The organism is Chitinophaga sp. SVR4-12A, assembly GCF_056754765.1.
Genome location: NZ_JBPGWP010000001.1, coordinates 5,158,241 through 5,184,970, shown reverse-complemented (window position 1 = coordinate 5,184,970; position 26,730 = coordinate 5,158,241). Strand labels below are relative to the sequence as shown.

Genomic DNA, 26,730 nt, shown 5'->3' with positions numbered 1-26,730 from the left:
TCCACCTCAAACGAACCTCAGACCTCAAACTTCAAACCCTCAAACCCTTAAATGAACGGTTTTGTTATCTTTACAGCCACATTATTAATAAAATGACTATTTCTTACAATTGGCTTTGTGAATATTTGCCGGTGCAGCCGTCACCGGAGGAGCTGTCTGTTATTTTAACCCGTATCGGCCTGGAGGTGGAGAGCCTGGAGCGGTTTGAATCCATCAAAGGAAGCCTCGAAGGCCTGGTAATAGGAGAAGTACTGACGGTGGCACAACACCCTAATGCAGATAAGCTGAGGCTCACCACTGTAAATATCGGCAGCGGCGCCCCCCTGAACATAGTATGCGGCGCCCCAAACGTGGCAGCCGGCCAAAAAGTGGTGGTAGCCCCTATCGGCGCTACTATTTATCCTGCCAGCGGCGAGCCCATGACCATGAAAAAGGCCAAGATCCGTGGCGAGGAAAGTGAAGGAATGATCTGTGCTGAAGACGAGATCGGCCTGGGCAGCAGCCATGCCGGTATCATGGTGCTGGATGCCGCCCTGGTACCCGGTACCCCCGCGGCGGAAGTATTCAAGCCCGTACAAGACTGGGTATACGAAATAGGTCTGACCCCCAACCGCATGGATGCCATGAGCCATATTGGCGTGGCTCGCGACGTATGCGCCTATTTCAATAACCTGGAAAACACCCGCAAATACCAGGTAAAGCTGCCGGCCATTCCTGAACTGCCCAAGGCTGCCAAACCCTTACCCATTACCGTTACTGTAGAGAATACGGAGGCCTGTCCCCGTTACGCCGGGATTTCCATCAGCCATGTAAAAACAGCCGCCTCTCCGGACTGGCTGCGGAATAAACTGCTGGCCATTGGGGTAAGGCCTATTAATAATATAGTAGACATCACCAACTTCATACTGCATGAAACCGGTCAGCCGCTGCACGCCTTTGATGCAAACGCCATCAGCGGTAACCATGTGATCGTAAAGAACCTGCCAGCCGGCACTCCCTTCGTTACACTGGACGAAAAGGAGCGCAAGCTGGATGCAGCAGACCTGATGATCTGCAATGGAAATGGTGAAGGCATGTGTATCGCCGGCGTATTTGGCGGATTGCACTCCGGCGTAACAGACGCCACCACCAATATCTTCCTGGAAAGCGCCTGCTTCAGCCCTTCCGGTATACGCGCCACTTCTTTCCGTCATGGCCTGCGCACAGATGCTGCCACCCGTTTCGAGAAAGGCGTGGATATTTCCAATACCGTGTTTGCCCTGCAACGCGCTACAGCGCTGATCTGCGAACTGGCAGGCGGACAGGTGGCGTCTGAGGTGGTAGACGTATATCCACAGCCGAAACCTAAAAAAGAAGTGACCGCCAGCTGGAACTATATTAAGAAACTGAGCGGCAAGGAGTACGGACAAGATAAGATCAAACATATCCTGGCCAGCCTGGGATTTGAAATACTGGAAGCAACGGCCGATGGGCTGCGTGTAAACGTGCCCTATAGCAAGCCCGATATTTCCATACCGGCAGACATCGTAGAAGAGATCATGCGTATAGACGGCCTGGATAACGTGGAAATTCCTTCCCAGGTGCTGATCACTCCGGCCATCACTGCCCGCCCGGACCGGGAGCGGGTGCGGGAGAAGATTGCTGACTACCTGGCTGCCAACGGCTTCAGGGAGATCTTCACCAACTCCATCACCAACAGCAAATACTTTACGCCGGAAGTGCTGGAGCATACGGTGAAAATGATCAATAACCTGAGCGCTGACCTGGATGTAATGCGCCCCTCCATGCTGGAAACCGGCCTGGAAAGCGTGGCCTATAACCTGAACCGCAAGAACGAGGACCTGCTGTTCTTCGAATATGGTAAGACCTATCAACAACATGCCCCTGGTAAATACGAGGAAACCGAGCACCTGAGCCTGTACCTCACCGGTACCAAACGCCCGGAGAGCTGGTTATACAAGGCTGCCCCGGTAGATTTCTATTTCCTGAAGGGCTATGTAGGCAATATACTGGCCCAGCTGGGCATCAACTCGCTGCAATGGGCAGAGAAAGACGTTCCCGGACTGCAGCATGCCTGGCTGATCAAGGGCAACGGTAAAGAACTGGTTACCCTGGGCGCCGTGGCTCCGCAGAAACTGAAGCAGTTCGATATCAAACAAGGGGTATGGTTTGCAGATATCAACTGGCAATCTGTTTTGGCGGCTTTGCCAAAAAGGGATAACTTTTACAGTGAAATTCCGAAGTTCCCGGCTGTGCGCAGAGACCTTGCCCTGGTGCTGGACAAACAGGTGAAATTTGCAGATGTAGAAGCAGCTGCCCGCGGTGTAAAATCCCCGCTGCTGCAACATATCAACCTTTTCGACGTTTTTGAAAGTGAAAAACTGGGCGTCAATAAGCAATCTTACGCAGTGAGCTTTACCTTCCAGGACACGCGTAAAACACTGACAGATAAAGAAATAGATGCTGTAATGGACAAGCTGGTAAAGGCTTTTGAGACCCAGTTACAGGCACAGATAAGAAAGTAATCCGTGGCATTAGAGCAACACATACAACGCATTGAAGATAAGCTGCTCCTGCTGCTGAAAAAGCTGCAGCAGGAGCAGGCTGACAATGCCTTGTTGAAAGAACAGTTGCAATTGCAGCAGCAGGAATCTGCCCGGCAGCTGCAGACTATTGCTATGCTGGAAGAAAAGTTGCATCTTGCAAAAATAGCGGGTGTTGCATCCGGGAAACCGGCGGCCACGCCCGAGGAAGATGAGGATTTCAAAAAGGAAATGCGAAACAGGATCAACGACTATATTAAGGAGATAGACAGGTGTATTGCGTTGCTGAACAGTTAAAGACAATCCATGGAACAGCTGATTCCCGTAAATATATTCGTAGCAGACCGGTCTTACCGGATCAAGATCAAACCGGAAGAAGAAGAGGAAGTGCGCCGTATTATGAAGGAGGTGAACGAAAAGATCATCGAATTCAAAACGGCCTATGCGGGTAAGGATCTGCAGGATTATATAGCCATGGCCCTGATCATGTATGCTACCCACCCCGTAACAAGCGGAGGAAAGGCACAGGCAAGCGTGGCGCCCTTTTTACAGGAAAAATTACAAAAGCTGGAAGAATTGCTGGATGAACAATTGAAGTAAGGCAAGGCAAATTGGTGGAGCTTGTAGCAGCGTGGAAGGTGATAGATGAAAGTGTGATTTATTGAAAAAAGTAGATTAACAGGAAGTAATATAATTTTATTAACACCACTTATAACTTACTCATAATAAGTTATTTGTAAAATACCCCTGTTACTATTCCGGATAAGCAATCTGTCCACACCTTCATCTGTCCTGTGTTATCGCATTTTAGGACATTCTTTTTTGTATTTTCGCGCGTCAAGTTCTACCACCACCCTGATAGGGGGTGGCGAAGAATGCAATATATATTCAATTTTAAATTTTTTGTATGGATGTTACTTTTATAACGACAATAGCCGCGGTGGTGGCATTGATCATAGGGATTGTGTTAGGTAAGGTGATATTTGCCAAAAACACGCAGCAAAAAATACAGGAGGCAGAACAGCAGGCTCAGAAGATCGTATCAGATGCACAGGTAAGCGCTGAGAACCTGAAAAAGGATAAGTTACTGGAAGCCAAAGAGAAATACCTGCAGATGAAAAGTGAGCATGAGAAAGAGGTATTGCAGCGTAACCAGAAGCTGGCAGATGCAGAGAACCGGATCAAACAAAAAGAGCTGAGCCTCAACCAGAAGAACGAACAGCTGCAGAAACAGGTACAGGAAAACGAAGCAATCAAGGAAAACCTGAACCGGCAGATGGAACTGGTAGCCATTAAACGCAATGACCTGGAGAAACACCAGGAAGAACATATCCGCCGCCTGGAAAAGGTGGCCGGCCTTACCGCCGAAGAGGCCAAACACCAGCTGGTGGAAAGTCTGAAAGAAGAAGCCCGCAGCCAGGCCCTGGCCCACATCCAGGAGATCATCGAGGATGCAAAAACAAAGGCTAACAAAGAAGCTAAAAAGATCATTATACAGTCTATCCAGCGTACCGCTGCAGAGCAGACCATTGAGAACGCCATTACCGTGTTCAACCTGGAAAGCGATGAGATCAAAGGCCAGATCATTGGTCGCGAAGGCCGTAACATACGCGCCATCGAAGCCGCTACCGGTGTAGACCTGATCGTAGACGATACCCCGGAGGCCATCGTATTATCCTCTTTTGATCCGCTGCGCCGCGAGATCGCCCGTTTGTCGCTCCAGCGACTGGTACAGGACGGCCGTATTCACCCTGCCCGTATCGAGGAAGTAGTAGAAAAGACCAAGAAACAGCTGGAAGAGCAGGTAATGGACATCGGCGAAAGAACGGTGATCGAGCTGGGCATCCATGGCCTGCACAAGGAGCTGGTACGCCTGGTAGGTAAAATGCGTTTCCGTTCCTCTTACGGCCAGAACCTGCTGATGCACTCCAAGGAAACTGCCAACCTGTGTGCGGTAATGGCGGCTGAGCTGGGACTGAACCCCAAGCTGGCTAAACGCGCAGGATTGCTGCACGATATAGGAAAAGTACCCGACGAAGAAACTGAACTGAGCCACGCCTTGCTGGGCGCCAAGCTCTGCGAAAAATATGGAGAGCATGCCGCTGTGGTGAATGCCGTAGGCGCCCACCACGACGAAATGGAAATGCAGTACGTGATCTCCCCCATCGTTCAGGCATGTGACGCCATCAGCGGCGCACGCCCGGGCGCCCGCCGCGAGATCATGCAGAGCTACCTGCAGCGTATCAAGGACCTGGAAAACCTGGCCCTGGCCCACGAAGGCGTGGAAAAAGCCTACGCCATCCAGGCAGGCCGCGAACTGCGTGTGATCGTAGAGAGCGATAAAGTGACCGATAACGATGCAGACCGCCTTTCTTTTGAGATCGCCAACAAGATCCAGACGGAAATGCAATACCCCGGACAGATCAAAGTAACGGTGATCCGTGAAAAACGTGCGGTGAATGTAGCGAGATAAAAATTCCAAAGACCAGATTCCAAATCCCAATTTGAAAAGGCTGTTTCCGACTGGAGTAGCTGATCAAATTGGGATTTTTGTTTTTGGAATTTGGAATTTCAGTTTGGAATTTGGATTTTGGGATTTGGAATTTCACTTTAAATACCTGTCATGCAAAGAACCACGTCTTTACGCCAGCGCCTGGGCGCCTGCCTGCTGGCAAGCGGGCTGATACTGGCCTCCACAAGTGTAATGGGACAAAAAGCAAAGTCTCTCTTTAATGGTAAGAACCTGGATGGATGGAAGATCTACGGTACCGAAAAATGGTACGTAGACAACGGCAACCTGGTTTGTGAAAGCGGGCCCGACAAAGAATATGGTTACCTGGGAACCGATAAGGATTTTAAGGATTTTGAATTAACCCTCGAATTTAAACAGGAAGCCAATGGCAACAGCGGTGTATTCTTCCACTCTTCCATAGAAGGTACCAAGATCACCGGATGGCAGGCCGAAGTAGCCCCCGCAGGTATGCATACCGGCGGTATTTACGAATCTTATGGCCGTGGCTGGCTGATCCAGCCCACTGCCGATAAAGAGCAGTACCTGAAAATGGGCGAATGGAACACCATGAAGGTGCGCGTAAAAGGCAATGTAGTAACTACCTGGCTCAACGGCCATGAAATGATCACCCTGGATGATGACAAAATAGGCGGCCGCAACGGCCAGATCGCCCTGCAAATCCACTCTGGCGGAGGGATTAAAGTAAGATGGCGGAACATTCAGGTAAAGAACCTGTAAGCGGCTCTTAAGCGAACTCAATCATACTGGCCGGTCAGTCAATACCCACTGACCGGCCTATCCTTTTACAACTTATTACCCGTTCAGACTATTCTCTAACTTGATAATTATACATGCAATCGTTTGCAGAAAAAAGATATTTTACATAACTTGTCGCTACTAAATCCAGGTCAACACCTTTTTTGTACCGTTAAATAAGAATTGCACGCTATGAAGAACTTGCTCAAATCGGGGGGCTCTGGCTATTCCTGCTATGCCACAGCCTAATGATCCACGCTCAGTCCAAAACTATCCAGGGAACAGTGAAAGATGCCAAAAGCGGCACAGCGCTGCCCGGAGTAACTGTATCGGTAAAAGGAAAATCAACCGGTACCCAGACAGACATGCAGGGTCAGTTTAAATTACAGGCAGACCCACAAGCCACTTTAGTCTTCTCCTTTATCGGCTACACCACACAGGAAGAACCTGTAAATGGCCGCAGTAATGTGGACATTCAGCTGGGAGAAGACCTGAAAAAGCTGGAAGAAGTAGTAGTAGTAGGGTACGGCGCACAGAAAAAGAAAGATGTGACCGGTTCGATTGCCTCTATCAATTCAAAAGCCATCCAGGAAGTATCTGTTACCAACCCACAGCAGGCCTTGCAGGGGCGGGTGGCAGGTATAGATGTGCTGATCAACAGTAACAAGCCCGGCGATGAGCCCCGGGTACGCGTACGCGGCAACCGTTCTATCACGGCCGGTAATGATCCGCTGTATATTGTAGACGGGATCCCGTATGCCGGAAACATGAACGACATCAACCCCGGCGATATCGCTTCCATGCAAGTGCTGAAAGATGCATCCGCCACAGCGATCTACGGTTCCCGCGGCGCCAACGGCGTGATCCTGATCTCCACGCACAAAGGCAAGATCGGTCCGGCCAGGGTGAACTACAGCGCCAATTACGGCATTATCAATACGCTGGGCCGCACCGATATGATGGATGCCAGCCAGTATACTGCGATGAGAAGAGAAGCCAACCGTACGGCAGGCCGCTATAACGATAACAATCCTGATTCTTCTGACGCCGCTATTTTCAACGCCACAGAATACGCCAACGTAAAGGCGGGCGTGAATACCGACTGGCAGGACCTGATGCTCTCAAGCGGCTGGCAAACACAGCACAGCCTGGGTGTTTCCGGCGGATCTGAAAAAACAAAATATGCTGCCAGCGGCGGTTATTTCAAACAGCAGGGCGTACTGGAGCTGCAAAGCTTTGAGCGCTATAACCTTCACCTGAGCCTGGACCAGGAGATCAGTAAAAGAATCCGGGTGGGCGCTTCGCTGCTGGCCTCTTACAGCAAACGTCGGGGCGAGACCTACAACGGTATGGATGCTGCGCTTAAAATGCTGCCGATCGCAGCTCCGTATGACGCCAACGGCAACCTGATCACCTATCCCACCAGTGATAATCAGCAACCTAATCCGCTGCTGGATTATGTACCGGGCAACCGTGAAGAGAACCGCACCCGCTTCCGTTTATTCACCAGCCTTTACGGAGAAGTGGACCTGGCAGAAGGCCTCAAGTACCGCCTGAATGTTGGACCGGATATCCAGCAAAGCAACTACGGTCTTTTCCAGGGTAAGAACAACACCAACCAGCTGATAGCCGGCGGCGATGCAATAGCGCAACGGAACGGCTATACCGTACTGGCTTATACAGTAGAAAATTTATTGACCTATAACAAGGTCTTCCACCAGAAGCACAACGTAGGCATCACCGCCCTGTACAGTGTACAGCGCCAGCGTGAAGACTCCTCCAACGCTGCTGTGCGTGGCATTCCGGCGGAAGCCCAGCAGTGGTACAACCTGGATGAAGCAGGTAACGTAACTGCTATTGGCAGCCAGCTGGGCACCTGGACCATCCTCTCCTACATGGGTCGTATCAATTACGGTTATGACGACAAGTACCTGATCACCCTGACGCTGCGTGCAGATGGTTCTTCCCGTTTTGCGAAGGGTCAGCAATGGGGCTATTTCCCCTCTGTAGCTGTAGCCTGGAACATGACCAACGAAAATTTCCTGCGGCCAGTTACCTGGCTCGACGACCTGAAGATCCGCGCCAGCTATGGCAAGATCGGCAACACCGGTATACCGCCGTATGCTACGCAAGGCGGATTGCTGCGCAGCCCCTACTCTTTCAATAACAGGGGCGTACTGGGTTATCAGCCCAACCAGCTGCGCAATCCTAACCTGACCTGGGAAACTACCGCTTCTTCCAACATAGGCTTTGATTTCAGCGTATTCAAAGGAAGACTGACGGGTAGTGTTGACGTGTATAAGCAGAAGACCACAGACCTGCTGCTGAACCGCCTGCTTCCCTTCAGCAACGGCTTCCCGAGTGTGCTGACTAATATCGGCTCTACAGAGAACAAGGGCCTGGAGGCGGCGCTGTCTGCCATCATCGTGCAAAGTCCTTCCGGCTTCACCTGGTCAACCGATGTTAACTTCTTCATGAACCGCGAAAAGATCCTGAGCCTGGGCAACGGCAGTAAGAGTGATCCCGGCAACGCCTGGTTCATTGGCCAGCCTATCACTGTTTACTACGATTACCAGAAAATAGGCATCTGGCAAACAGAGGCCGAAGCCAAGGTATACCAGCAGCACCAGGGTGAGATCCGCTTAAACGACGTGAATAACGATAAGAAGCTGGACGCCAACGACCGTACTATCCTGGGCTCACAACAGCCTGACTGGTCTGGCGGTATGACCCAGCGTGTTTCCTACAAAGGATTTGATCTCTCCATTGTGGCCTTTGCACGCATGGGCAATATGGTGAAGAGTGATTTTTACCAGAACTACAACACGCTGTTCGGACGGTATAACAACCTGGACGTAGATTACTGGACGCCTGCCAATCCCACAAATGCTTTCCCGCGGCCTAACCGTAACCAGGAGCGCCCGAATAACTATACTACACTGAGTTATTTTGACGGTTCCTTCTTCAAGATCCGCAACATCGGGTTGGGTTATAATCTGCCGAAAAGTTTGATGGACCGTTGGAAAATGCAGGCGCTGCGTGTAAGTGTAGATGTGAAGCAGCCGCTGATCCTGGCGCCTTACCGCCAGACATACAAAGGCATTGACCCGGAAGATGTGACTACTATCGCCGTGGATGTACCGGCCACCTGGATGCTGCAGTTTGGTATAAATGCCACTTTCTAAACCGTAAAAAAGAACGTTATGACGAATATGAAAATATGCTGGATGATCATACTGCTGGCCATTGCGTCTGCAGCTTGTAATAAAATGCTGGACGAAGACCTGGTGTCTAATGTGAATGATGATTTCTATAATACGCCCGCAGGCTTCAGCGCTGCAGTAAACGGCTCTTATGTGGCCATGCGTAGCTTTTACAGCACGGAACGCGGGATGACCTTAAGTGTTTTTGGTACGGATACCTATACCAACGGCTCTGATGGTGATTTTAAATTTGCCAACCAGTATACCTCGCAGCTGGATGGCCGTTATGCACACCTGCGCGAGCTCTGGAACGCTACCTACCAGGCCCTCAATACCTGTAACGCAGCGATAGACAGGGCCAATGCCATACCAGGCCTGGACTCTACCGTAAAACGCACAGGCGTGGGTGAAGCGCGTTTCTGCAGGGCACATTATCATTTCCTGATGATGCAGCTCTTTGGGCCGGTTCCCTTGCAACTCCAGGAGAACAAGGAGATCAAAACCGAAGCACACCGCGATTCTGTGCCCAAGATATACAACGCGATCATAGCAGACCTGATGTATGCTTCGCAGAATTTACCGGTATCACCTGAGTTTGGCCGTGCCAGCAAGCCAGCTGCAGAACATCTGCTTGCGAGGGTATACCTCACGCGTGCTTCTTCTGCGGCGCGGCAGGCAACCGATTATGACAGCGCCGCCAAATATTCCCAGGGCGTTATCAGCAATTACAGCTTCTCCCTGCTGCCGGATGTTGGCCAGGTATGGGCCCAGGGCAAGGAAAACAATGCAGAGACCATCTGGGCGGTACAGTATACCACCGATGCGCTGTATAATTCTACCGACAATAATGCCTGCAGGTTCTTCCTCATGCAGTATGATATCCTCTCCGGCATGAAACGCGACCTGGCCAACGGTACCCCCTGGAAACGCTTCCGGCCAACGCCTTTCCTGCTGGATACGCTCTATCGTGAACGTGTGCACGATACCCGGTACGAAAAATTCTTTACTACGGTTTGGAAAGCCAACGTGGCCACCTCCAAACTTAAAGTGGGCGATACTTCCGTATATATGCCCGGTTATAATGTGACCGATGCAGAAATTACCAGCAAGCCTTATCTGCTGGTACCGCCCCGCCGGTATACTGAAGTGTTGTACCCTTCGCTGAACAAATTTGCAGATGCGCTGCGGCCCGATAACCAGGCTTCCGGTGTAAGGCCCTTTATTGCCTTCCGCCTGGCTGAAGATTACCTGATAGCTGCAGAAGCGCTCATGATGAAGGGCGACAAGGCAACGGCAGCGAATTTGATCAATACCCTCCGCGTGCGCGCCGCCCGGGTGGGCCTTACGCCCGATGAGACCACGGCGCATAAGGAAGCGATGAAGATAACACCCGACCAGCTGAACATCGATTTCATACTGGACGAGAGAGGCCGTGAACTGGTAGGCGAACAGCAGCAGTGGTTTGACCTGGTACGTACAGGCAAGCTGCTGGAAAGAGTACGGGCGCATAACCCGCAGGCCGCTGCTAATATCCTGCCCAAGCATGTTCTGCGGCCTATTCCGCAGGACCAGATAGACAGGCTAAGTAATCCGCAGGATTTCCCGCAGAATGCAGGATATTAAAAAAGTCGTAAGTCAATAGTCGTAAGTCGTTAGGAGTAGGTTGTCAATCACTGACAACTTATCACTGACGACTTACGACTTTTTATTGTAACTTGATCTCTTCTAAAACCCTCTGTGTTATGTCCCAAAAAAAGATACTCTTCCTCACCGGCGATTATGCTGAAGATTATGAAACCATGGTTCCTTTCCAGATGCTGCTCATGGTAGGGCATGAAGTACATGCGGTATGCCCCGACAAAGCAGCCGGTGAAAAAGTGATTACCGCCATACATGATTTTGAAGGAGATCAGACCTACAGTGAAAAGCGGGGCCACTATTTTACGCTGAACGCTTCCTTTGCGGACATACAGCCGGCGGAATATGATGCGCTGGTTATTGCGGGTGGCCGGGCGCCTGAATACCTTCGCCTGGATAAAAAGGTGATCGAGCTGGTGAAATACTTCTTTTCCAGTAACAAACCGGTGGCGGCCATCTGCCATGCTATCCAGATCCTGACGGCAGCCGATGTGGTACGGGGCAAAAAGCTGACCGCCTACCCCGCCGTAGGCCCCGAGGTAACTATGGCCGGAGGGGAATATCAGCATGTGAACATTGACGACGCGGTGACCGACGGTTTACTGGTTACCGCCCCTGCCTGGCCGGCTCATCCCAGGTGGATCGCCGCCTTCCTGAAAGTGCTGGGCACCCGTATAGAGTTGTGATAATCTGTAATTTATTGATTTTAAGTACAGTATTTGCCGAAGAAATAATCCTCTTTCCCTGTTTCTTAATTATGCCTGCATTACTTACCTTTGCAGCCGAATTGAACAATCCATAATATCACTATGTCCGGACAGCTTAAAGAAGTTCGTAACCGTATAAAATCAGTACAATCCAGCCAGCAGATCACCAAAGCTATGAAAATGGTGAGCGCCGCCAAGCTGAGACGCGCACAGGATGCTATTTTGCTGATGCGCCCTTATGCCGTGAAGCTCCAGGAGATGCTGCAGAACATCGTTTCCAACACAGAAGGCGATATTGAGATGGCCCTGGCTGCAGAAAGGCCGGTAGAAAAGGTGCTGATCGTGGTAATTACTTCTGACCGCGGACTGTGTGGCGCTTATAATTCTAACCTGATAAAGCTGGCCAAACAGCTGATCCGTGAAAAATATGCGGAGCAGTATGCCAAAGGACGTGTGGAAATCATGCCTATCGGAAAGAAGGGTTACGAGCACTTTGCAAAGAACGGATATAAGATCAATGACCAATACTGGCACCTGTTCGCAGATCTTAACTTTGATCATGTAAAACAGGCTGCTGCCATCGCCCTGAACGGCTTCATAAAAGGCGATTACGATGCAGTGGAGCTGGTATACAGCCAGTTCAAGAACGCCGCTACCCAGGTATATACCACCGAGCAGTTCCTGCCTATCGCTAAGGTAGCGCAAAAAGAAGGACAGCAGAAGATCAAGGCTGATTACATCTTCGAACCGGAGAAAGAAGCCCTGATCGCAGAGCTGATGCCTAAGATCCTGAACACGCAGTTCTTTAAAGCCATACTGGACGGCCATGCTTCTGAGCACGGCGCCCGTATGACCGCCATGGATAAAGCAACAGAGAATGCTGCGGAGCTACTGCGCAACCTGAAGCTGTCATACAACCGTGCCCGTCAGGCTGCCATTACAACGGAGCTGACAGAGATCGTGAGCGGTGCTGCCGCCCTGGCCGGCTAAGATGCTGGATCTTATTCACATCAAATCAACAGCAAAAAAATTCATTTCTTCAATAGCGTCAAAGACTGTAACTTTCAGTCTTTGACGCTTTTTCTTTACGGTTGCAATGTGCCAACTACATTGTACAAAAATCACAACTATGGAAATCTCTCAGATCATACCGCATGTAGAGGCATTGATATTTGCCGCTGACCGTCCCTTACCGGTACTGGAAATTGTGGATCTGCTGAATAACGCCCTGGCCTTCCTGGAAGACCGCGCCACGCTGGACCAGGTGGAAACAGCCATAGAAGCCATAAGAGAAAAATACCATACCGAGTTCTATGCGTTTGAGGTGAGGGAAAGCGGGGGTGGTTACCAGTTCCTGACCAAAAAGGACTACTACCAGACCGTAGCGCAGCTGAACGGGGAGAAATTCCTGAAGCGCCTCTCTACCGCCGCGCTGGAAACCCTGGCCATCATCGCCTACAAACAACCTATTTCCAAAGGGGAAATAGAGCATATACGCGGCGTCAGCTCCGATTATTCCATTCAGAAACTGCTGGAAAAAGAGCTGATCGTCATATCGGGCCGCAGTGAGGAACTGCCCGGCAAACCTTTACTGTATACTACTTCCAAGGCGTTCATGGACTATTTCGGGCTGAACTCCCCGGCCGATCTGCCCAAACTGAAAGAGGTGTTTGACGAAGAAGTGATACAGCCTACGCTCATTACGGACGAGGCCTTCCATAATGGCAATGGCAGCGGCTTCGTAGTATCCGAGAGCGGGGAACTGCTGGAAGACGCCTATATTCCTACCATCACTATTCATGAAGAAGTAGCGCTGCCCGAAGATCTGGAAGCAGGGGAAACGCCGGAAACAGATGAGGCTGGGGAATCTACGGAAGCTCCCATGGAAGATGCTGCACCGGAGCAGGACACGGAAACAGAAGCAACACCGGAGGTGAACGCTGCTGCAGCATGGGGCGGTGACGAAGACGAAGAGGATGAGGAAGAAGAGGAACTGGACGATCTTGAAGAATATGATGGAGACGAAGATGAAGAGGAAGAGGAAGAGGATGAAGACGATGATGAAGATGAGGACGAGGAAGACGACGAAGATTTTGAGGATGAAGATGATGAGGAGGAAGACCTCGATGAGGAAGACGAAGATGAAGACGATGATTTTGAAGAAGATGATGATGAAGATGAAGATTTTGACGAAGAAGATGATGAGGAGGAAGAAGACGAGGATGACAAAAAATAAGGCAACACCATCACTGCAAATAAAAATGTCCCGCCAATGGCGGGACATTCCTTTTTAAAGCTGCTATTGTTTACCCTTTGATCTTCCTGATCACGGCAGCAAATATTCCACTCAGTTTTTCATCTGCTTTGGCAGCTACGGCAATGATCTCTTCAATAGAGACGGGGTGCAGGTTATCGGGATCGCATTCATCTGTGATCACTGATACGGCGGCACAGGGTAGCTGCAGCTGGTTAGCCACGATCACTTCGGGCACGGTGCTCATCCCCACTACATCGGCCCCTATCATACGCAGGAAACGGTATTCTGCCCTGGTTTCCAGGTTGGGCCCCATAACGGAAACATATACGCCCGTTTTTAAAGCGACGCCGCTGGCGGTGGCGGCTTCCTGTAAAAGCTGGCCCAGCTGTTGATCGTATGGGCGGCTCATATCCGGGAAACGGGTGCCGAAAGCCGGGGCGTTTAAGCCGCGTAACGGACTTTCAGGCTGCAGGTTGATATGATCTTCCAGTAGTATCAGATCGCCTTTTTTAAAGGCCGGATTCATGCCGCCGGCGGCATTGCTCAGCAACAACTGCTGCACGCCCAGCGCTTTCATCACCCTTACCGGGAAGGTGATCTGCTGCATGCTATATCCCTCATAGTAATGAAAACGCCCTTGCATGGCGATCACCGGCGTATCGCCGATATAGCCAAAAATAAGATGCCCTTTATGAGATTCCACCGTGGCTTCCGGGAAATGAGGGATTTCGTTATAGGGAATGCTTTTTTCTACCTGGATGTGATGCACCAGCTGTCCCAGGCCTGTGCCCAGCACTATGCCTACCCTTGCCTGGTGATAGCTGAACTGGCGTAACCAGGACGCAGTTTCCGTGATCTGTTGTAATAGCGTTTCCATGGCGCAAAGAAAGTATAAAAGCAGTTTATTTTTGCTTTTTGTACAGTTGGCAGCGCAATCGTTTGCAGTAAAAATTAAACGGGTATGGGCTGGAATTCAGACCTTTGTGAAAGGGGTTTGCAAAATCGATTTTCCGCTCATCACATTTTTAATGCAATCGGTTGTGTAATTAGCGTGCATTTTATAATTTGGAAGCATTTAAGCCCCGGCAGAGAGGGGAGCATAACAGATCGATACTGCGTAGTTAAGGCGAGGGCAAACCAGCCAGGATAGCAGACGAATAAATTACACGTAATGAGAAAGATATTGATTTTTTGCAGCAGCTTAATGCTGTTACACGGCATTGCAAACGCCGGGGGACCGGTTAAAAAAGGGCAATGGACGCCACTGTTTAATGGCAAAGATCTGAAAGGATGGAAACAATTGGGAGGTACCGCAAAATACCATGTGGAGAATAATGAAATTGTGGGAACGACGGTACTGCAAACACCCAACTCCTTCCTGGCAACTGAAAAAGATTATGGCAACTTTATACTGGAACTGGAATTTAAGCTGGACAAGGAATTCAATTCCGGCATACAGTTCCGGAGCCAGAGCCGGGCTGATTACCAGAACGGCCGTGTGTTTGGCTACCAGATGGAAATAGACCCGTCTGACAGGCGCTGGAGTGGGGGCATATACGAAGAAGGCCGCCGCGGCTGGCAGTACCCGATGGAACTGAACCCGGGCGGACAGAACGCCTTCAAAAAGACGGAGTGGAACAAATATCGTATAGAATGCAGGGGATCTGAGATCCGTACCTGGGTAAACGGCGTACCCACCGCTCACCTGGTGGATACTGCCCTGCCAAAAGGCTTTATTGCCCTGCAGGTGCACAGCATTGGCAATAAAACGGATGATGCAGGCAAGGATATCCGCTGGCGTAACATCCGCATTATAGAGGAACCGGCTCCGTCACAGTACTCACCCTACGATGATATCTATGTGGTGAATAACGTGGTGAACGAGCTTTCTGCCCAGCAGAAAAAGAACGGCTATGTGATGCTGTGGGACGGCAAGACCAACAAAGGCTGGAGAGGCGCTTACAACAAGCCCTTCCCCACCAAAGGCTGGACCCTGGACGATGGCACCCTGAGCATTCACCAGTCTAACGGCGATGAAATGGGCTCCGGTGGCGACATCGTAACAGAAAAAGAATACAGCGCTTTTGAGCTGGAATTTGAGTTCAAACTGACTGAAGGGGCCAACAGCGGGCTGAAGTATTTTGTGAAGGAAGTATATGAGACCGGTGGTAAATCGGCGATCGGCCTGGAATACCAGGTGCTGGATGACGAAAAACACCCCGATGCCAAGCTGGGCCGCGATGGCGACCGCACCCTGGCGTCGTTATACGACCTGATGCCAAGGAAACAGATAAAACAAGCATTGAAACCGATTGGAGAATGGAATAAAGGACGTATTATTGTATCTCGAAATAACCATGTGGAACATTGGCTGAACGGATTTAAAGTACTGGAGTATGAACGTGGATCACAGGAGTTCAAAGACCTGGTGGCCATCAGCAAGTATAAAAACTGGAAAAATTTCGGCTTATGGCCCGAGGGACACATCCTGTTACAAGACCATGGTAACAATGTATCTTTCCGCAGCCTGCGCATAAAAACTTTATAATCAATAAAACATATCAGCAGTAAAGAGTAATCGCTTACTTTTTATTGTTTCATATAAAGAGTTTTCATTGTTCACTGTTCTATATAAAACATTCCGATTCTTCGGAGTGTTTTTTTATTTTAGTGTAAACCACACCAATGACTACACTAAAATATTCCGTTCTTCTACTGGCCGGAACACTATTGCTAGGCGCCTGTGGCCCGCAGGAACAGCAACATAACAGCGATGCTGCCGCCGACTTCCTCCATCATACCGTAGACCGCTATTTTGAAGAGAAGATGCAGATCTTCCCGATAGACGCTACCTTCAATGGGGAACACCAGTTTGACAACCTGCTCCACATGGAAATCAGCGAGGGCTTCCGTCAGCATATAGACAGCTTTGCCACCCGCTATCTCCAGGAACTGGACAAGGTAGATACGGCCGCTTTAAGCCCGAATGACCGCATCAGCTATGATATTGCCCGCTGGGAACTGAACATCATGAAAGAAGGGCTTACTTTTCATGATCACCTGATGCCCATTAATCAGTTCGCATCACTTACCCTGACCTTGCCTCAACTCGGCTCCGGCACCAGCGCCCAACCATTTAAGACAAAAGAAGACTATGAAAAGTTCATGCAGCGCATGAAAAGTTTTTCAGAATGGGCTGACAGCGCTATTGCCAATATGCGCCGTGGTGAAGCAAGCGGTTATGTACTACCCAAAGCGCTGGTGGTAAAAGTGATCCCGCAATTGGCAGCCCTCACCAAAAAAGACAGCAACAATGTTTTTTACGGCCCGCTGAAACAGCTCCCGGAAGGGCTTGACAGCAGCGGCCGCAGCGCCCTGTCCACCGCATACAAGCAGGCGATTGAAACCAACATCATCCCTGCCTTTGAAAAGCTGCGCAGCTTCATGCAAACGGAATACCTGCCTAAAGCGCGCAGCAGCAGCGGTATTGGCGGCGTGCCAGACGGTAAGGCCTATTACCAGTACCTGATCCGCTTCTGGACCACCACCAATAAAACACCCGATGAAATATTTGCTACCGGCGAGAAAGAAGTGGCCCGTATCCGCGGTGAAATGGAAGAAGTAAAGAACAGCACCGGCTTTAAAGGCGACCTGGCGGCATTCTTTACCTTTGTGCGCAACGACCCTCAGTTCAGGATATTCAAGACCCCGGCACAGGTGCTGGACTCTTTCAAGGCGATAGAGAACAAGATCATGCCGGGCGTGCAGCAGATGTATCTGCATCTACCCAAAACCAAATTCGAGATTCGCCAAACGGAAGCTTTCCGCGCCGCTTCCGCCAGCGCCGAATACTTTCCGGGCAGCGTGAAAGACGGGCGTCCCGGGGTGTTCTATGTGCCCATCCTGGATGCTAAAAAGTTCAGCTATGTAGGCATGGAGTCGCTGTTCCTGCATGAGGCCATTCCCGGTCATCACTTCCAGAGCTCCCTGCAGCAGGAGAACGACTCATTGCCGAAGCTCCGTAAGTTCATCTGGTTTGGCGCATATGGGGAAGGCTATGCATTGTATTGTGAAGGCCTGGGTAAAGAGCTGGGACTCTACACCAACCCATACCAGTACTTTGGCCGTTTGAGCGATGAGATCCACCGCGCCATCCGCCTGGTAGTGGATGTTGGTATGCACGCCAAAGGATGGAGCCGTGAACAGGCCCTCAAGTATATGCTGGATAATGAGCCGCTGTCTGAAGAAGAAGCCACTGCCGAAATTGAGCGTTATATGGCCCTCCCTGGTCAGGCCCTCTCCTATAAAACGGGCGAGCTGAAGATCCGGGAACTGCGTCATCAATACGAACAGCTGCTGGGCAACCAGTTTAGCCTGAAGGATTTTCATGACGAGCTGCTGAAAGATGGTTGTGTGCCTTTGAGTGTGCTGGAAGCTAAGATGAAGCGCCGTTTCGGAAAATAAGGAAAGTTTGAAGGTGCAAGGGTTTGAAAGTTTGATCCATGTGAAAAGATCAGCCTTTCAAACCCTTTAACTTTTAAATTTTATCACTGAAATGAGTAAATTTTATACGTATATATTTTTTATATATTGTCCTTTTCTTGCAGGTGCCCCTGTTCGCCCCATAAAAAACGTAAAATTTACCCCCTAACCCATCTCAACATTAACAATTTTATCATTTTGCTTTGAGAAAAGATACTTAAATTTATACAAGGTTAGCAACATGGGAACCGCAACGGTCTAAGGCAGGGTTGACCATATCATCATTTGGACAGCAACGAATTATCGAACAGTTCATATTCTGTGGAACACTGACTGTTATCAGACAACAGTCAATCTCGCTTTCGACCTCACCTTTCGGCTTATGTATTTATCAGTGGATAGGCCCCTTATTCTTAACAGCTTAAATTGATGGTATTATGTTAGATCTCATCTTTAACTATTGCCTGTCATTTCCGGGCGTTACCGCCGAAGAAAAGTGGGATGAGGAGATGTGTTTTTCTGTAGGGGATAAACTGTTCTGCACAATGCAGATAGATGCTCCTAACAGGCTCTCCTTTAAATGCACCTGTGAAGATTTTCACAGCATGATCGCAAAGCCCGGTATCTCACCGATGCCTTACCTGGCGCGGTATCACTGGGTACAAATAAAGCGCCCCGATACCCTGGAATGGTCTGAACTGCAGACCCGCATACAACAAGCGTATGAACTTGTAGTGAATATGCTTCCTCCGGAGGAACGGGACGCCATATTAAAAGCGAAGGTATAAACGTTTAACCTTCCACGTTATGATACACTATACTTTGGGCTCCCACCCCTTCTCGTAAGTCCTGCTCCACAGTTTCGCTGCAGCGGTATCATTCAGTATATGCCCGTTCTTCGGGTCACAATGCAGCACACGTCCTACGCGCTGCGCAATATTACCTAGATGACATAATGTTACACTGGTATGCCCTACTTTCTCGATCTCTGAGTTCAAAGTAGCCTTGCCTCTTATACTGTCCAGGAAGTTGGTGATGTGGATAGCATCGAGGAACTCGCCTGCCGGACTTACCACATTGGTAACATTCTGTGCGGGATTTTGTTGCTGCTTTACTTCTTTTACCAGCTTTCCCTTTTCATCGAAGATCTTGTAGCTATCGCCGCCGGAGTTGTACAGCGCGCCTTTGTCGCCAAAGATGGCGAAACCACGGCCGCTGCCTTCCAGCTCGTAGGGATGACAGCTACGGCCTTCCCAGGTAATAGACTTTCCACCTTCAAATTCAAAGCTGATGGTTTGGGTATCGGGTGTTTCCCAATCGTCTTTCGGGTACGCATAGCGGCCACCAGAAGAAGTAACCTGGCTGGGGAAATCTACATCCAGGAACCAGCGCATACAATCCAGCTCGTGGGTGCCGTTATTGCAAGCTTCACCGGTACCCCAGTGCCAGCGCCAGTGCCAGTTATAATGCACGATATTGTCCAGGTAATCTTTACGGGGAGCAGGGCCCTGCCAGAGATCCCAGTTCAGCGTGCCAGGTACGGCTATCTTCTTTCCTACGCCGATAGGCTGACGGTTGTTCACATACCAGCCCCTGGCATAATATACTTTACCGATGATACCCTGTTCTTTCACTTCTTTTACGGCCTGGTTGAGGTTAGGCCATGAACGGCGCTGGTTGCCCATTTGTACCAGGCGCTTGTGTTTACGGGCCGCCTGGATCAGCAGCTCTCCTTCGTTCGGGTTTTGGCTACAGGGCTTTTCAACATATACGTGCTTACCGGCTGCGCAGCCCATGATAGCGGCGGGCGCATGCCAGTGGTCCGGGGCCGCCACTACAAGCGCGTCAAAATCTTTCTTTTCCAGCAGTTTGCGGATGTCTTTGATTACCTCTGGCTTGCGTTCCTGGGCACCTGCAATGGCTTTCAAGCCTTTCTGGATGGCGCCATCCTCTACATCGCACACATAACCTATTTCTGCGCCGGGCAGTTTGGCGGCTACCTGGGCCAGCCAGTTACCACGTGAGTTTACACCCATTACTGCCAGCACCACTTTATTGCTGGGGGCCTGCTGACCAAATACGGGGAAGTTAAGATAGGTAAGCCCGGCTCCCATACCTGCCATGGCGCCGGTTTTAAGAAAATCTCGTCTTTTCATCCGTTAATATTTTGATTTTTTTACGGGTTGGATGGAACCTTCGGTTTCATCCATTATATTTTTAATAACGTGTGATAACGTGAAGATTGATCCATAGCGGATCAACTCATACAACAATCGGTTGCATAAAGAAAGGGAACGGCGGATTTAAATGCAAGTAAATAGTGATGAACGTAAAATATGCATAGCGCTTAATACTGAACGCGGAAAGCCTTATGCCTTACGCATTCAACGTATTCCAGATTACGCCGTATACATCAGTGGCCACCAATTGTTCTTTGTTAACAGGCTTCGGTGTGATAAGCACCGGGTGATAAGCCGGATCTTCGGGGATGCGCCCATGTGATCCTTTGATCAGGGTAGCATCCAGGGGAATCACATTCATCAGGTAGCGGAAGCCCATCTTTTTCTTCAGCAGTTTACCTACTACTTTCAGCTTCACCAGCGGATCTGCCGGGTTGAGGAACATTTCAACCGGATCATAACCGGGTTTGCGATGGATCTCCACCAAACGGGCAAAATCAGGCGCTTTATTATCGTCCAGCCAGTAGTAGTAAGTGAACCAGCTATTGCTGTCAGCCACCAGTACAAAATCGCCGGTACGTTCGTGATGCAGGTGGTGAGCACGTTTGCCTTCCCTGTCCAGCACCATTTGTACGCCTGGTATATTCTCCAGGATGGCGCGTACTTTTTTATAGCTGCGGGGATCGTTGATATAGATATGCGCCAGCTGGTGATCAGCTACTGCAAACGCTTTTGAAGCGCCGGGATCCAGCAGCTCAAGGCCTCTTTCTTCGCGTACCTGTATCAGGCCTTCCTGGCGCAGGATCCGGTTGATGTGCACCGGGTTATTGACCGGAGATATGCCGTATTCGGATAACAGTATTACCTGTGCGCCTTTCTTTTCGTAGAAGGTGACCAGCTGTTTGCAAACCTCGTCTATTTCGTGCAGCTCTTTGCTGATGCGGCTAGTATCCGGCCCGAACTTCTGCAGGCAGTAATCCAGGTGGGGCAGGTAGATAAGGGTCAGGGTAGGGTTGTGCAAGTCATCGGTGAGCCGCGAGGCGTCTGCGATCCACTGGGTGGATTTGATATTGGCGCCGGGGCCCCAGAACTGGAAGAGCGGGAACTGTCCGAGCTCTTTCTGCAAATGATCCCGCAGGGAAGCCGGGTACGAGTAGCAGTCCGGCATCTTACGCCCGTCTGAAAGATATTGGGGCCGGGGCGTTACGGAATAATCTGCGCTGGAGTACATGTTGTACCACCAGAACATTTTGGCGCAGGTAAAACCAGGATCAAGGCGGCGGGCCTTATCCCAGATCTTTTCTGCTTCTACCAGCTTATTGGATTGTTTCCAGAATTTTATTTCGCTGTCTTCGCGATCATACCAGCCATTGCCCACAATACCATGATCTGAAGGCCATTTACCGGTAACATAGGTACTTTGCACTGCGGTTGTTACAGCGGGCACCATCGGGTTTACGGTGGCCAGGTGATGCTGCTTAACATAAGCCTGCAGGAAGGGAGTATGCTCGCCTATTACGGATGTAGAAAGTCCAACTACATCGATCACTACTGTTTTTTTCATGGATAGTTGGTTGCCGTTACGAATCAGAACCAAAGCTAGGGTGCTCCCATCACAATTCCAACTGCTGCCGTACCCAGGCCAGTTCCCGTGCTATAGATTGATCTATTGGTAATTTAAGGTCTGCAGGCAGCACTTCCCAGGTATAGGTTTCCACTTCCAGGTGCTCCGTGAATGCCTGCGCTTTGCATAGTGCCAGTACCTGCTTAATATCTTCCTGTGTAGCCGCCAGCAATCCGTAGCGGTCTATGAACAGGGGCACATGAAAATGGGAGCGCCATTCCTGCACCTGCGGATTGCCTGCATCCTCCAGGGCCTGGGGCAGATCGGGGTAATGCGTGTAGCCATTAGCGGTACGCGCTATTACCTGGTGCAGGTAGGTGGGCTCATTAAAAGTACGGAAGGCGCTGATGACGGCTTCTCTTTCAGGAGTGCCTGCCGCGGGCAGCGCTGCTTTTAGTGCGGCGCTGATCTGCAGCTTACCTATCTTAAGCCCGTGCTGCTGCATGCGCGACAATACATCTGCAGGTTGCTCGTAAGCAAGGGCAAAGTGGCATACGTCATAACAAAGCTGCACATGATCTTTTACCAGCATGGCCGCATCTGCTTCCGTCACGCCGAATTTATCAGCGAGAAAGGGAATTCCGGCAGGCATCAGGCGTTGAAAATACCAGTCGATATACTCCTGTGAATTTTCGAGCAGGCCATCTGGTTCAGGCTCTATATCAATATGCAGGAGCGGGCCGCCGGCACGGCGTATACGCACCAGCTGCTCTACTACCAGCAGCAGGTTCAGCGTAGCGCTCTCTGTAACGGAAGACCTTTCTTCCTCACAGCGCGCATTCCATAATTTATAGGATAAGGGAGCGGTAGAAACGCCGCCTTCCATTCCTTCGGGCAGCAGTGCTGCCAGCAGGCGAAACAGGCGGATGGTATAGGCTACGCGGTCGGCCGTGGTCCAGTCGGGCGTATGCACCTGGTCTTTCACCACTACGTTATGAAATCCACCGTAAGGAAAGCCGTTCATCGTAAACACATAACAGTCGTGCTCTTTCAGCCATGCCCTGAACTCCTGTAAAGCATCTTCCTTACTAAGCTCCAGGCTGGCGGTGTTAGACAGGCGCAATCCGATACCGAAGGGCTGCTGCGGGCTCAGGGCTGCCTTTACCAGCGGTATATGCTGCTGCAGCTGTTTAAAATGCGCATTCCAGTTTTCACCGGGATGGATGTTGGTGCAGTATGTGAGATGTCCGTATGATGTGTGCATTCTTTTTGTTTGATGTTTGAGGTTTGAAGTTCGTTAGAAGTTGGAAGTTGGCGACAAGTGCCCTAACCTCAAACTTCAAACTTCAAACTTTGCATTTGTTTCAGCATGGCTGCTGCTTTTTGCAAGCGTTCCACATTCATCTCATTTACTTCTGCGCCTTGCCCGATGGCTTTGAGCAGGCAGATCGTGAGGCGGCCGCCCAGGTGCTCCCGAAACTCTTCCAGTCCTTTTATTACAGGTGAGATGGTTTGTCCTTCCATATCAAGCAGGGGATGATAGATGGGTAGTCCCATTTGCTGCAATACACGGAGGATGCGCTCCATAGAGGACTGGTCAAGCCATCCTAACAAATATGAATATACGCTGTCTAGCGCAATACCGATGGAAACGGCCTCACCATGACGTAAAGCAAAATTAGTGAGCTGTTCCAGCTTATGGCCACTCCAGTGGCCAAAGTCGAGTGGACGGGAAGAACCGCTTTCAAAAGGATCTCCGGCGCCGCCTATATGCGCCAGGTGCAATTCAGCACAGCGGTAGATGAGCTCCTGCATGGCATCCATATTACCTGCGGCCAGGGCCGCTGCCTGGTCTTCCATCCATTCAAAGAAGGGCGCATCCTTGATCAAGGCCACTTTAACGGCTTCCACCATACCGGAGCGCCAGTCGCGCGCATCCAGGGTAGTAAGGAAGTGTGCATCATTAAATACGGCGGCAGGCGGGGCGAAGGCGCCCAGAAAATTTTTCTTTCCTTTATAGTTGATACCATTCTTCACGCCTACGCCTGAATCGTTCTGCGACAATACCGTAGTAGGGATCCGGATGTGGCGAACGCCCCGGTGAGATACGGCAGCTGCAAAACCTACCAGGTCCAGCAGGGAGCCGCCACCTATACCTATCACATAAGAATGACGATCTATCGCATATTTATCTATGGCGTCTACCAGGCGGAAAAACAAGGCTTCGTCGTTCTTGCATGCCTCTCCTCCCGGTATTACGATGATCTCGGGCGCCAGCTCCATGGAGGGGATGGCCTTCAGGTAAGCAGGCAGCTGCTGTTGCAGGTAAGGATGGCTTTGCCATACGCCTTCGTCTGCTACTACCAGTAAACGCTTGCGGTAGTGGTTGCTGGCCTGTTCCTGTAAAAATGCTGCTAAACTGTCGTTAGACGGTTCAAAGAGATGGGTGGTAAAGAAGACCCGGTAAGCGAACCTTACCTGGAATTGCTGTTGAATATAGTTGCTGTTCATCGTCTCAGGTCCATTCTGGTGAAAGTCGGCAATCAAAGTACAAAAATATATTAAAAAAACTTTCTGTAGGACAAAAGGCCCCGGTGAATACCAGGGCCTGCTTGATATCTGTAGAAATTATAAAGCGTCTGAGGAATGCAAAATAGGGCAATTTTCAAGCGGCAACGTAATACTCCCCGATATTGGGGATACGTATTACTACTTAAAAGTTCAGCACTCCCCCTATTGCAGGTCTTCATATAAATGCCGAATTTTGTAGCGGACAATACAAAAACAAACAAAACGCCAATTTATTAGAGCGCTGTTAACCCTGTAACAAATCTGTAGTTTTTCCATAATACATTTTTTGTTGCAATAGCCTGAGTATGCTGTCATCATTGGCACGAGGAGGGATATTTCAAGTATGAAAAGGATTATAACTTTCACACTGTTATACTGTCTTGCTGCATGGCATGCCCATGCGCAGCAGCAGACTGTGGACAGCCTTTACCGGCTCATCCACCGTCAACCCGCGGATACCAGTACCGTAGCCGCCCTTTACGCGTACGGCGACCGGTTCTACCCCGACCAGCCGGACAGCGCCGCCTTTTATTATAAAAAAGGACTGGCAGTAGCCCGGCAGCTACACTACCTGCGGGGCATCGCCCAGTTCACCTCCTATTACCTCTATATTCTAAACCAGCGGGGGGAGTATGCCAAAGGCCTGCATATGGTTACCCAGGCGGCGGTGATCTACCGTGCATTGAAAGATGAAAAGAACCTGGGGGTTGCGATCAATAATATGGGTAACCAGCATCATGAGCTGGGCAATTTCTCTGCCGCAGCCGGTTATTATCTGCAGGCCATTACCCTGGCAGAGAAGACACAGCATACGGCTGTGCTGCCTAAATTATATAACAACGTGGCATCCATTTTCCTGAGCCTGGAGGATTACGGGAAAAGCCTTCAATATGCCACCAAAGCCGCAGCACTGGGCCGCCAGCAAAGGGATACGCCGCGCATTGCCTCTGCGCTGGTGAACCTTGGCTATGCCCAGACCAAGCTGGGACACTACCAGCAGGGAGAGGCCACCTTTATGGAAGTGATACGGCTGGGCAGGTATCTGGGGGATAGTACCTATGTGATGGATGGCTACATTAACTCAGGCAGTATTTACTCTGACATGAACCAGCATCAGAAGGCCCTGCGGCAGTATGAGAAGACGATGGCTATTACAGACACGTATCCTGACCAGGACTACCGCCTGTATGCGCAGCTGGGATATGGGCAGGAGCTGTTAAAGACGGGACAGCCACGCAGGGCAGATAGCATCATCGCATCCACCATTGCACTGGCCCGCAAGATGCAGGCCACTGACGAGCTGCGACAGACCTACCTGACGGCTGCCGAAATAAAGGAAGCCTTACATCAGCCAGCCCTGGCATTGCAATACCGCAAACAATATGAGGCGCTGAATGATTCGCTGCTGGGCGCCAGCACGCGTAAACATGTGGAACAGCTGGAGATCGCCTACCAAACCGCTCAAAAGGATAAAGAGCTCGCGGAAAAGAAGTTATTGCTGGCAGAAAAAGATGTACAACTCGAATCGAAGGCCAAGTGGCAGGCCATTTTCCTGCTAACCATCGCCCTGCTGGCGGTAGTGGCTACTCTGATATTGTTACGCTACCGCGCACGGCGCAGGTTGCACGCACAGCAGCTGCAAACCATTGAAAAGGAAAGGACCGTACAGGTACTGGAAGCCCTGATGCAAGGGGAAGAGAAAGAGCGGGTACGCTTGTCTAAAGACCTGCATGACGGAGTGGGCGGACTGCTATCCGCTGTAAAGATGCATTTCAGCGCTATCAGGCATGAACAGGAAGTGTTGAGGGACAATCCGGCCTATGCGCATGCCGTTCATTTACTGGATGATGCTATTACCGATATCCGGAAAACGGCGCATAACCTGATGCCGGAAACCCTTTACCGGCTGGGATTGAGAGAGGCCTTACAAACCTTCTGCAATAACATCAGCTACTCCGGCACTTTACAGGTAAGCTTTTACAGCACAGGAGAGATAGGGCGGTTCAAGCCCAATTTTGAACTGTCTGTATACCGTATCGTGCAGGAACTGGTCAATAATATCATCAAGCATTCCAGGGCCAATGAGGCACTGGTGCAACTGAGCCAGCATGATTCGCTGCTGGCTATTACGGTAGAAGACAACGGCGTTGGCTTTAACCAGCAGTCTGCACAACAGCGGGGCAACGGCCTTACCAGCCTGCAATCGCGGATACGTGCGCTGAACGGCAACATTGCCATTGACGCGGCCACCGGCCAGGGAACTACCGCCTATATTGAATTTGACGTAAGCATCGTAATGAACTAGCTGCAGACAGCT

General features: G+C 50.4%; 19 protein-coding genes. 14 read left to right on the top strand and 5 right to left on the bottom strand.

Annotation, left to right across the window (positions count from 1 at the left end; all coding sequences use genetic code 11):
* Window positions 1-92: 92 nt before the first annotated feature.
* The 10 genes from pheT (at window position 93) to scpB (ending at window position 13,595) form a co-directional block, all read left to right on the top strand.
* A complete protein-coding gene (pheT, locus tag ACR9Y8_RS21085) occupies window positions 93-2,525 on the top strand; it encodes a phenylalanine--tRNA ligase subunit beta (protein WP_481215230.1) in 2,433 nt (810 codons plus the stop codon).
* Between the two features lie 3 nt (window positions 2,526-2,528).
* Window positions 2,529-2,840 (top strand): hypothetical protein, encoded by a 312-nt coding sequence (locus ACR9Y8_RS21080; RefSeq protein ID WP_481215229.1) that lies wholly within the window; start codon window positions 2,529-2,531, stop codon window positions 2,838-2,840.
* A gap of 9 nt (window positions 2,841-2,849) precedes the next feature.
* Window positions 2,850-3,143 (top strand): cell division protein ZapA, encoded by a 294-nt coding sequence (locus tag ACR9Y8_RS21075; RefSeq protein WP_481215228.1) that lies wholly within the window; start codon window positions 2,850-2,852, stop codon window positions 3,141-3,143.
* 307 nt (window positions 3,144-3,450) lie between these two features.
* Window positions 3,451-5,016 (top strand): ribonuclease Y, encoded by a 1,566-nt coding sequence (gene rny, locus ACR9Y8_RS21070; protein WP_481215227.1) that lies wholly within the window; start codon window positions 3,451-3,453, stop codon window positions 5,014-5,016.
* Between the two features lie 150 nt (window positions 5,017-5,166).
* Window positions 5,167-5,793 carry a 3-keto-disaccharide hydrolase gene (locus ACR9Y8_RS21065; RefSeq protein WP_481215226.1) on the top strand — a complete coding sequence of 209 codons (627 nt, stop codon included), beginning with the start codon at window positions 5,167-5,169 and terminating at the stop codon, window positions 5,791-5,793.
* Between the two features lie 266 nt (window positions 5,794-6,059).
* Window positions 6,060-8,996, top strand: a complete 2,937-nt coding sequence (locus ACR9Y8_RS21060) for a SusC/RagA family TonB-linked outer membrane protein (RefSeq protein ID WP_481215225.1) — start codon at window positions 6,060-6,062, stop codon at window positions 8,994-8,996.
* Window positions 8,997-9,014: 18 nt separating this feature from the next.
* Entirely contained in the window at window positions 9,015-10,637 is a 1,623-nt protein-coding gene (locus ACR9Y8_RS21055) for a RagB/SusD family nutrient uptake outer membrane protein (RefSeq protein ID WP_481215224.1), read from the top strand.
* Between the two features lie 119 nt (window positions 10,638-10,756).
* A complete protein-coding gene (locus ACR9Y8_RS21050) occupies window positions 10,757-11,338 on the top strand; it encodes a DJ-1/PfpI family protein (RefSeq protein WP_481215223.1) in 582 nt (193 codons plus the stop codon).
* A gap of 123 nt (window positions 11,339-11,461) precedes the next feature.
* On the top strand, window positions 11,462-12,349 hold the full coding sequence (atpG, locus tag ACR9Y8_RS21045; RefSeq protein WP_481215222.1) for an ATP synthase F1 subunit gamma: 888 nt from the start codon (window positions 11,462-11,464) through the stop codon (window positions 12,347-12,349).
* A gap of 139 nt (window positions 12,350-12,488) precedes the next feature.
* A complete protein-coding gene (gene scpB / locus ACR9Y8_RS21040) occupies window positions 12,489-13,595 on the top strand; it encodes an SMC-Scp complex subunit ScpB (RefSeq protein ID WP_481215221.1) in 1,107 nt (368 codons plus the stop codon).
* A 70-nt stretch (window positions 13,596-13,665) separates the two neighbouring features.
* Here scpB and ACR9Y8_RS21035 read toward each other — a convergent pair whose 3' ends face one another.
* Complete coding sequence (locus tag ACR9Y8_RS21035) at window positions 13,666-14,493, bottom strand: purine-nucleoside phosphorylase (protein WP_481215220.1); 828 nt, start codon at window positions 14,491-14,493, stop codon at window positions 13,666-13,668.
* A gap of 294 nt (window positions 14,494-14,787) precedes the next feature.
* Here ACR9Y8_RS21035 and ACR9Y8_RS21030 point away from each other — a divergent pair, with 294 nt between their 5' ends.
* From ACR9Y8_RS21030 to ACR9Y8_RS21020, 3 genes are all read left to right on the top strand, one after another.
* Window positions 14,788-16,164 (top strand): 3-keto-disaccharide hydrolase, encoded by a 1,377-nt coding sequence (locus ACR9Y8_RS21030; protein ID WP_481215219.1) that lies wholly within the window; start codon window positions 14,788-14,790, stop codon window positions 16,162-16,164.
* Window positions 16,165-16,301: 137 nt separating this feature from the next.
* Entirely contained in the window at window positions 16,302-18,080 is a 1,779-nt protein-coding gene (locus tag ACR9Y8_RS21025) for a DUF885 domain-containing protein (protein ID WP_481215218.1), read from the top strand.
* Between the two features lie 455 nt (window positions 18,081-18,535).
* A complete protein-coding gene (locus ACR9Y8_RS21020; protein WP_481215217.1) occupies window positions 18,536-18,886 on the top strand; it encodes an MmcQ/YjbR family DNA-binding protein in 351 nt (116 codons plus the stop codon).
* A gap of 27 nt (window positions 18,887-18,913) precedes the next feature.
* Here ACR9Y8_RS21020 and ACR9Y8_RS21015 read toward each other — a convergent pair whose 3' ends face one another.
* The 4 genes from ACR9Y8_RS21015 to ACR9Y8_RS21000 form a co-directional block, all read right to left on the bottom strand.
* Window positions 18,914-20,254 carry a Gfo/Idh/MocA family oxidoreductase gene (locus ACR9Y8_RS21015; RefSeq protein ID WP_481215216.1) on the bottom strand — a complete coding sequence of 447 codons (1,341 nt, stop codon included), beginning with the start codon at window positions 20,252-20,254 and terminating at the stop codon, window positions 18,914-18,916.
* Window positions 20,255-20,474: 220 nt separating this feature from the next.
* Entirely contained in the window at window positions 20,475-21,842 is a 1,368-nt protein-coding gene (locus ACR9Y8_RS21010) for an alkaline phosphatase family protein (RefSeq protein WP_481215215.1), read from the bottom strand.
* 49 nt (window positions 21,843-21,891) lie between these two features.
* Window positions 21,892-23,106 carry a metabolite traffic protein EboE gene (eboE, locus tag ACR9Y8_RS21005; protein ID WP_481215214.1) on the bottom strand — a complete coding sequence of 405 codons (1,215 nt, stop codon included), beginning with the start codon at window positions 23,104-23,106 and terminating at the stop codon, window positions 21,892-21,894.
* Between the two features lie 68 nt (window positions 23,107-23,174).
* Window positions 23,175-24,389, bottom strand: a complete 1,215-nt coding sequence (locus tag ACR9Y8_RS21000) for a 3-dehydroquinate synthase (protein WP_481215213.1) — start codon at window positions 24,387-24,389, stop codon at window positions 23,175-23,177.
* 367 nt (window positions 24,390-24,756) lie between these two features.
* Here ACR9Y8_RS21000 and ACR9Y8_RS20995 point away from each other — a divergent pair, with 367 nt between their 5' ends.
* Window positions 24,757-26,718: an ATP-binding protein gene (locus ACR9Y8_RS20995; RefSeq protein ID WP_481215212.1), complete on the top strand. Its 1,962-nt coding sequence runs from the start codon at window positions 24,757-24,759 to the stop codon at window positions 26,716-26,718.
* The last annotated feature ends 12 nt before the right edge of the window (window positions 26,719-26,730 follow it).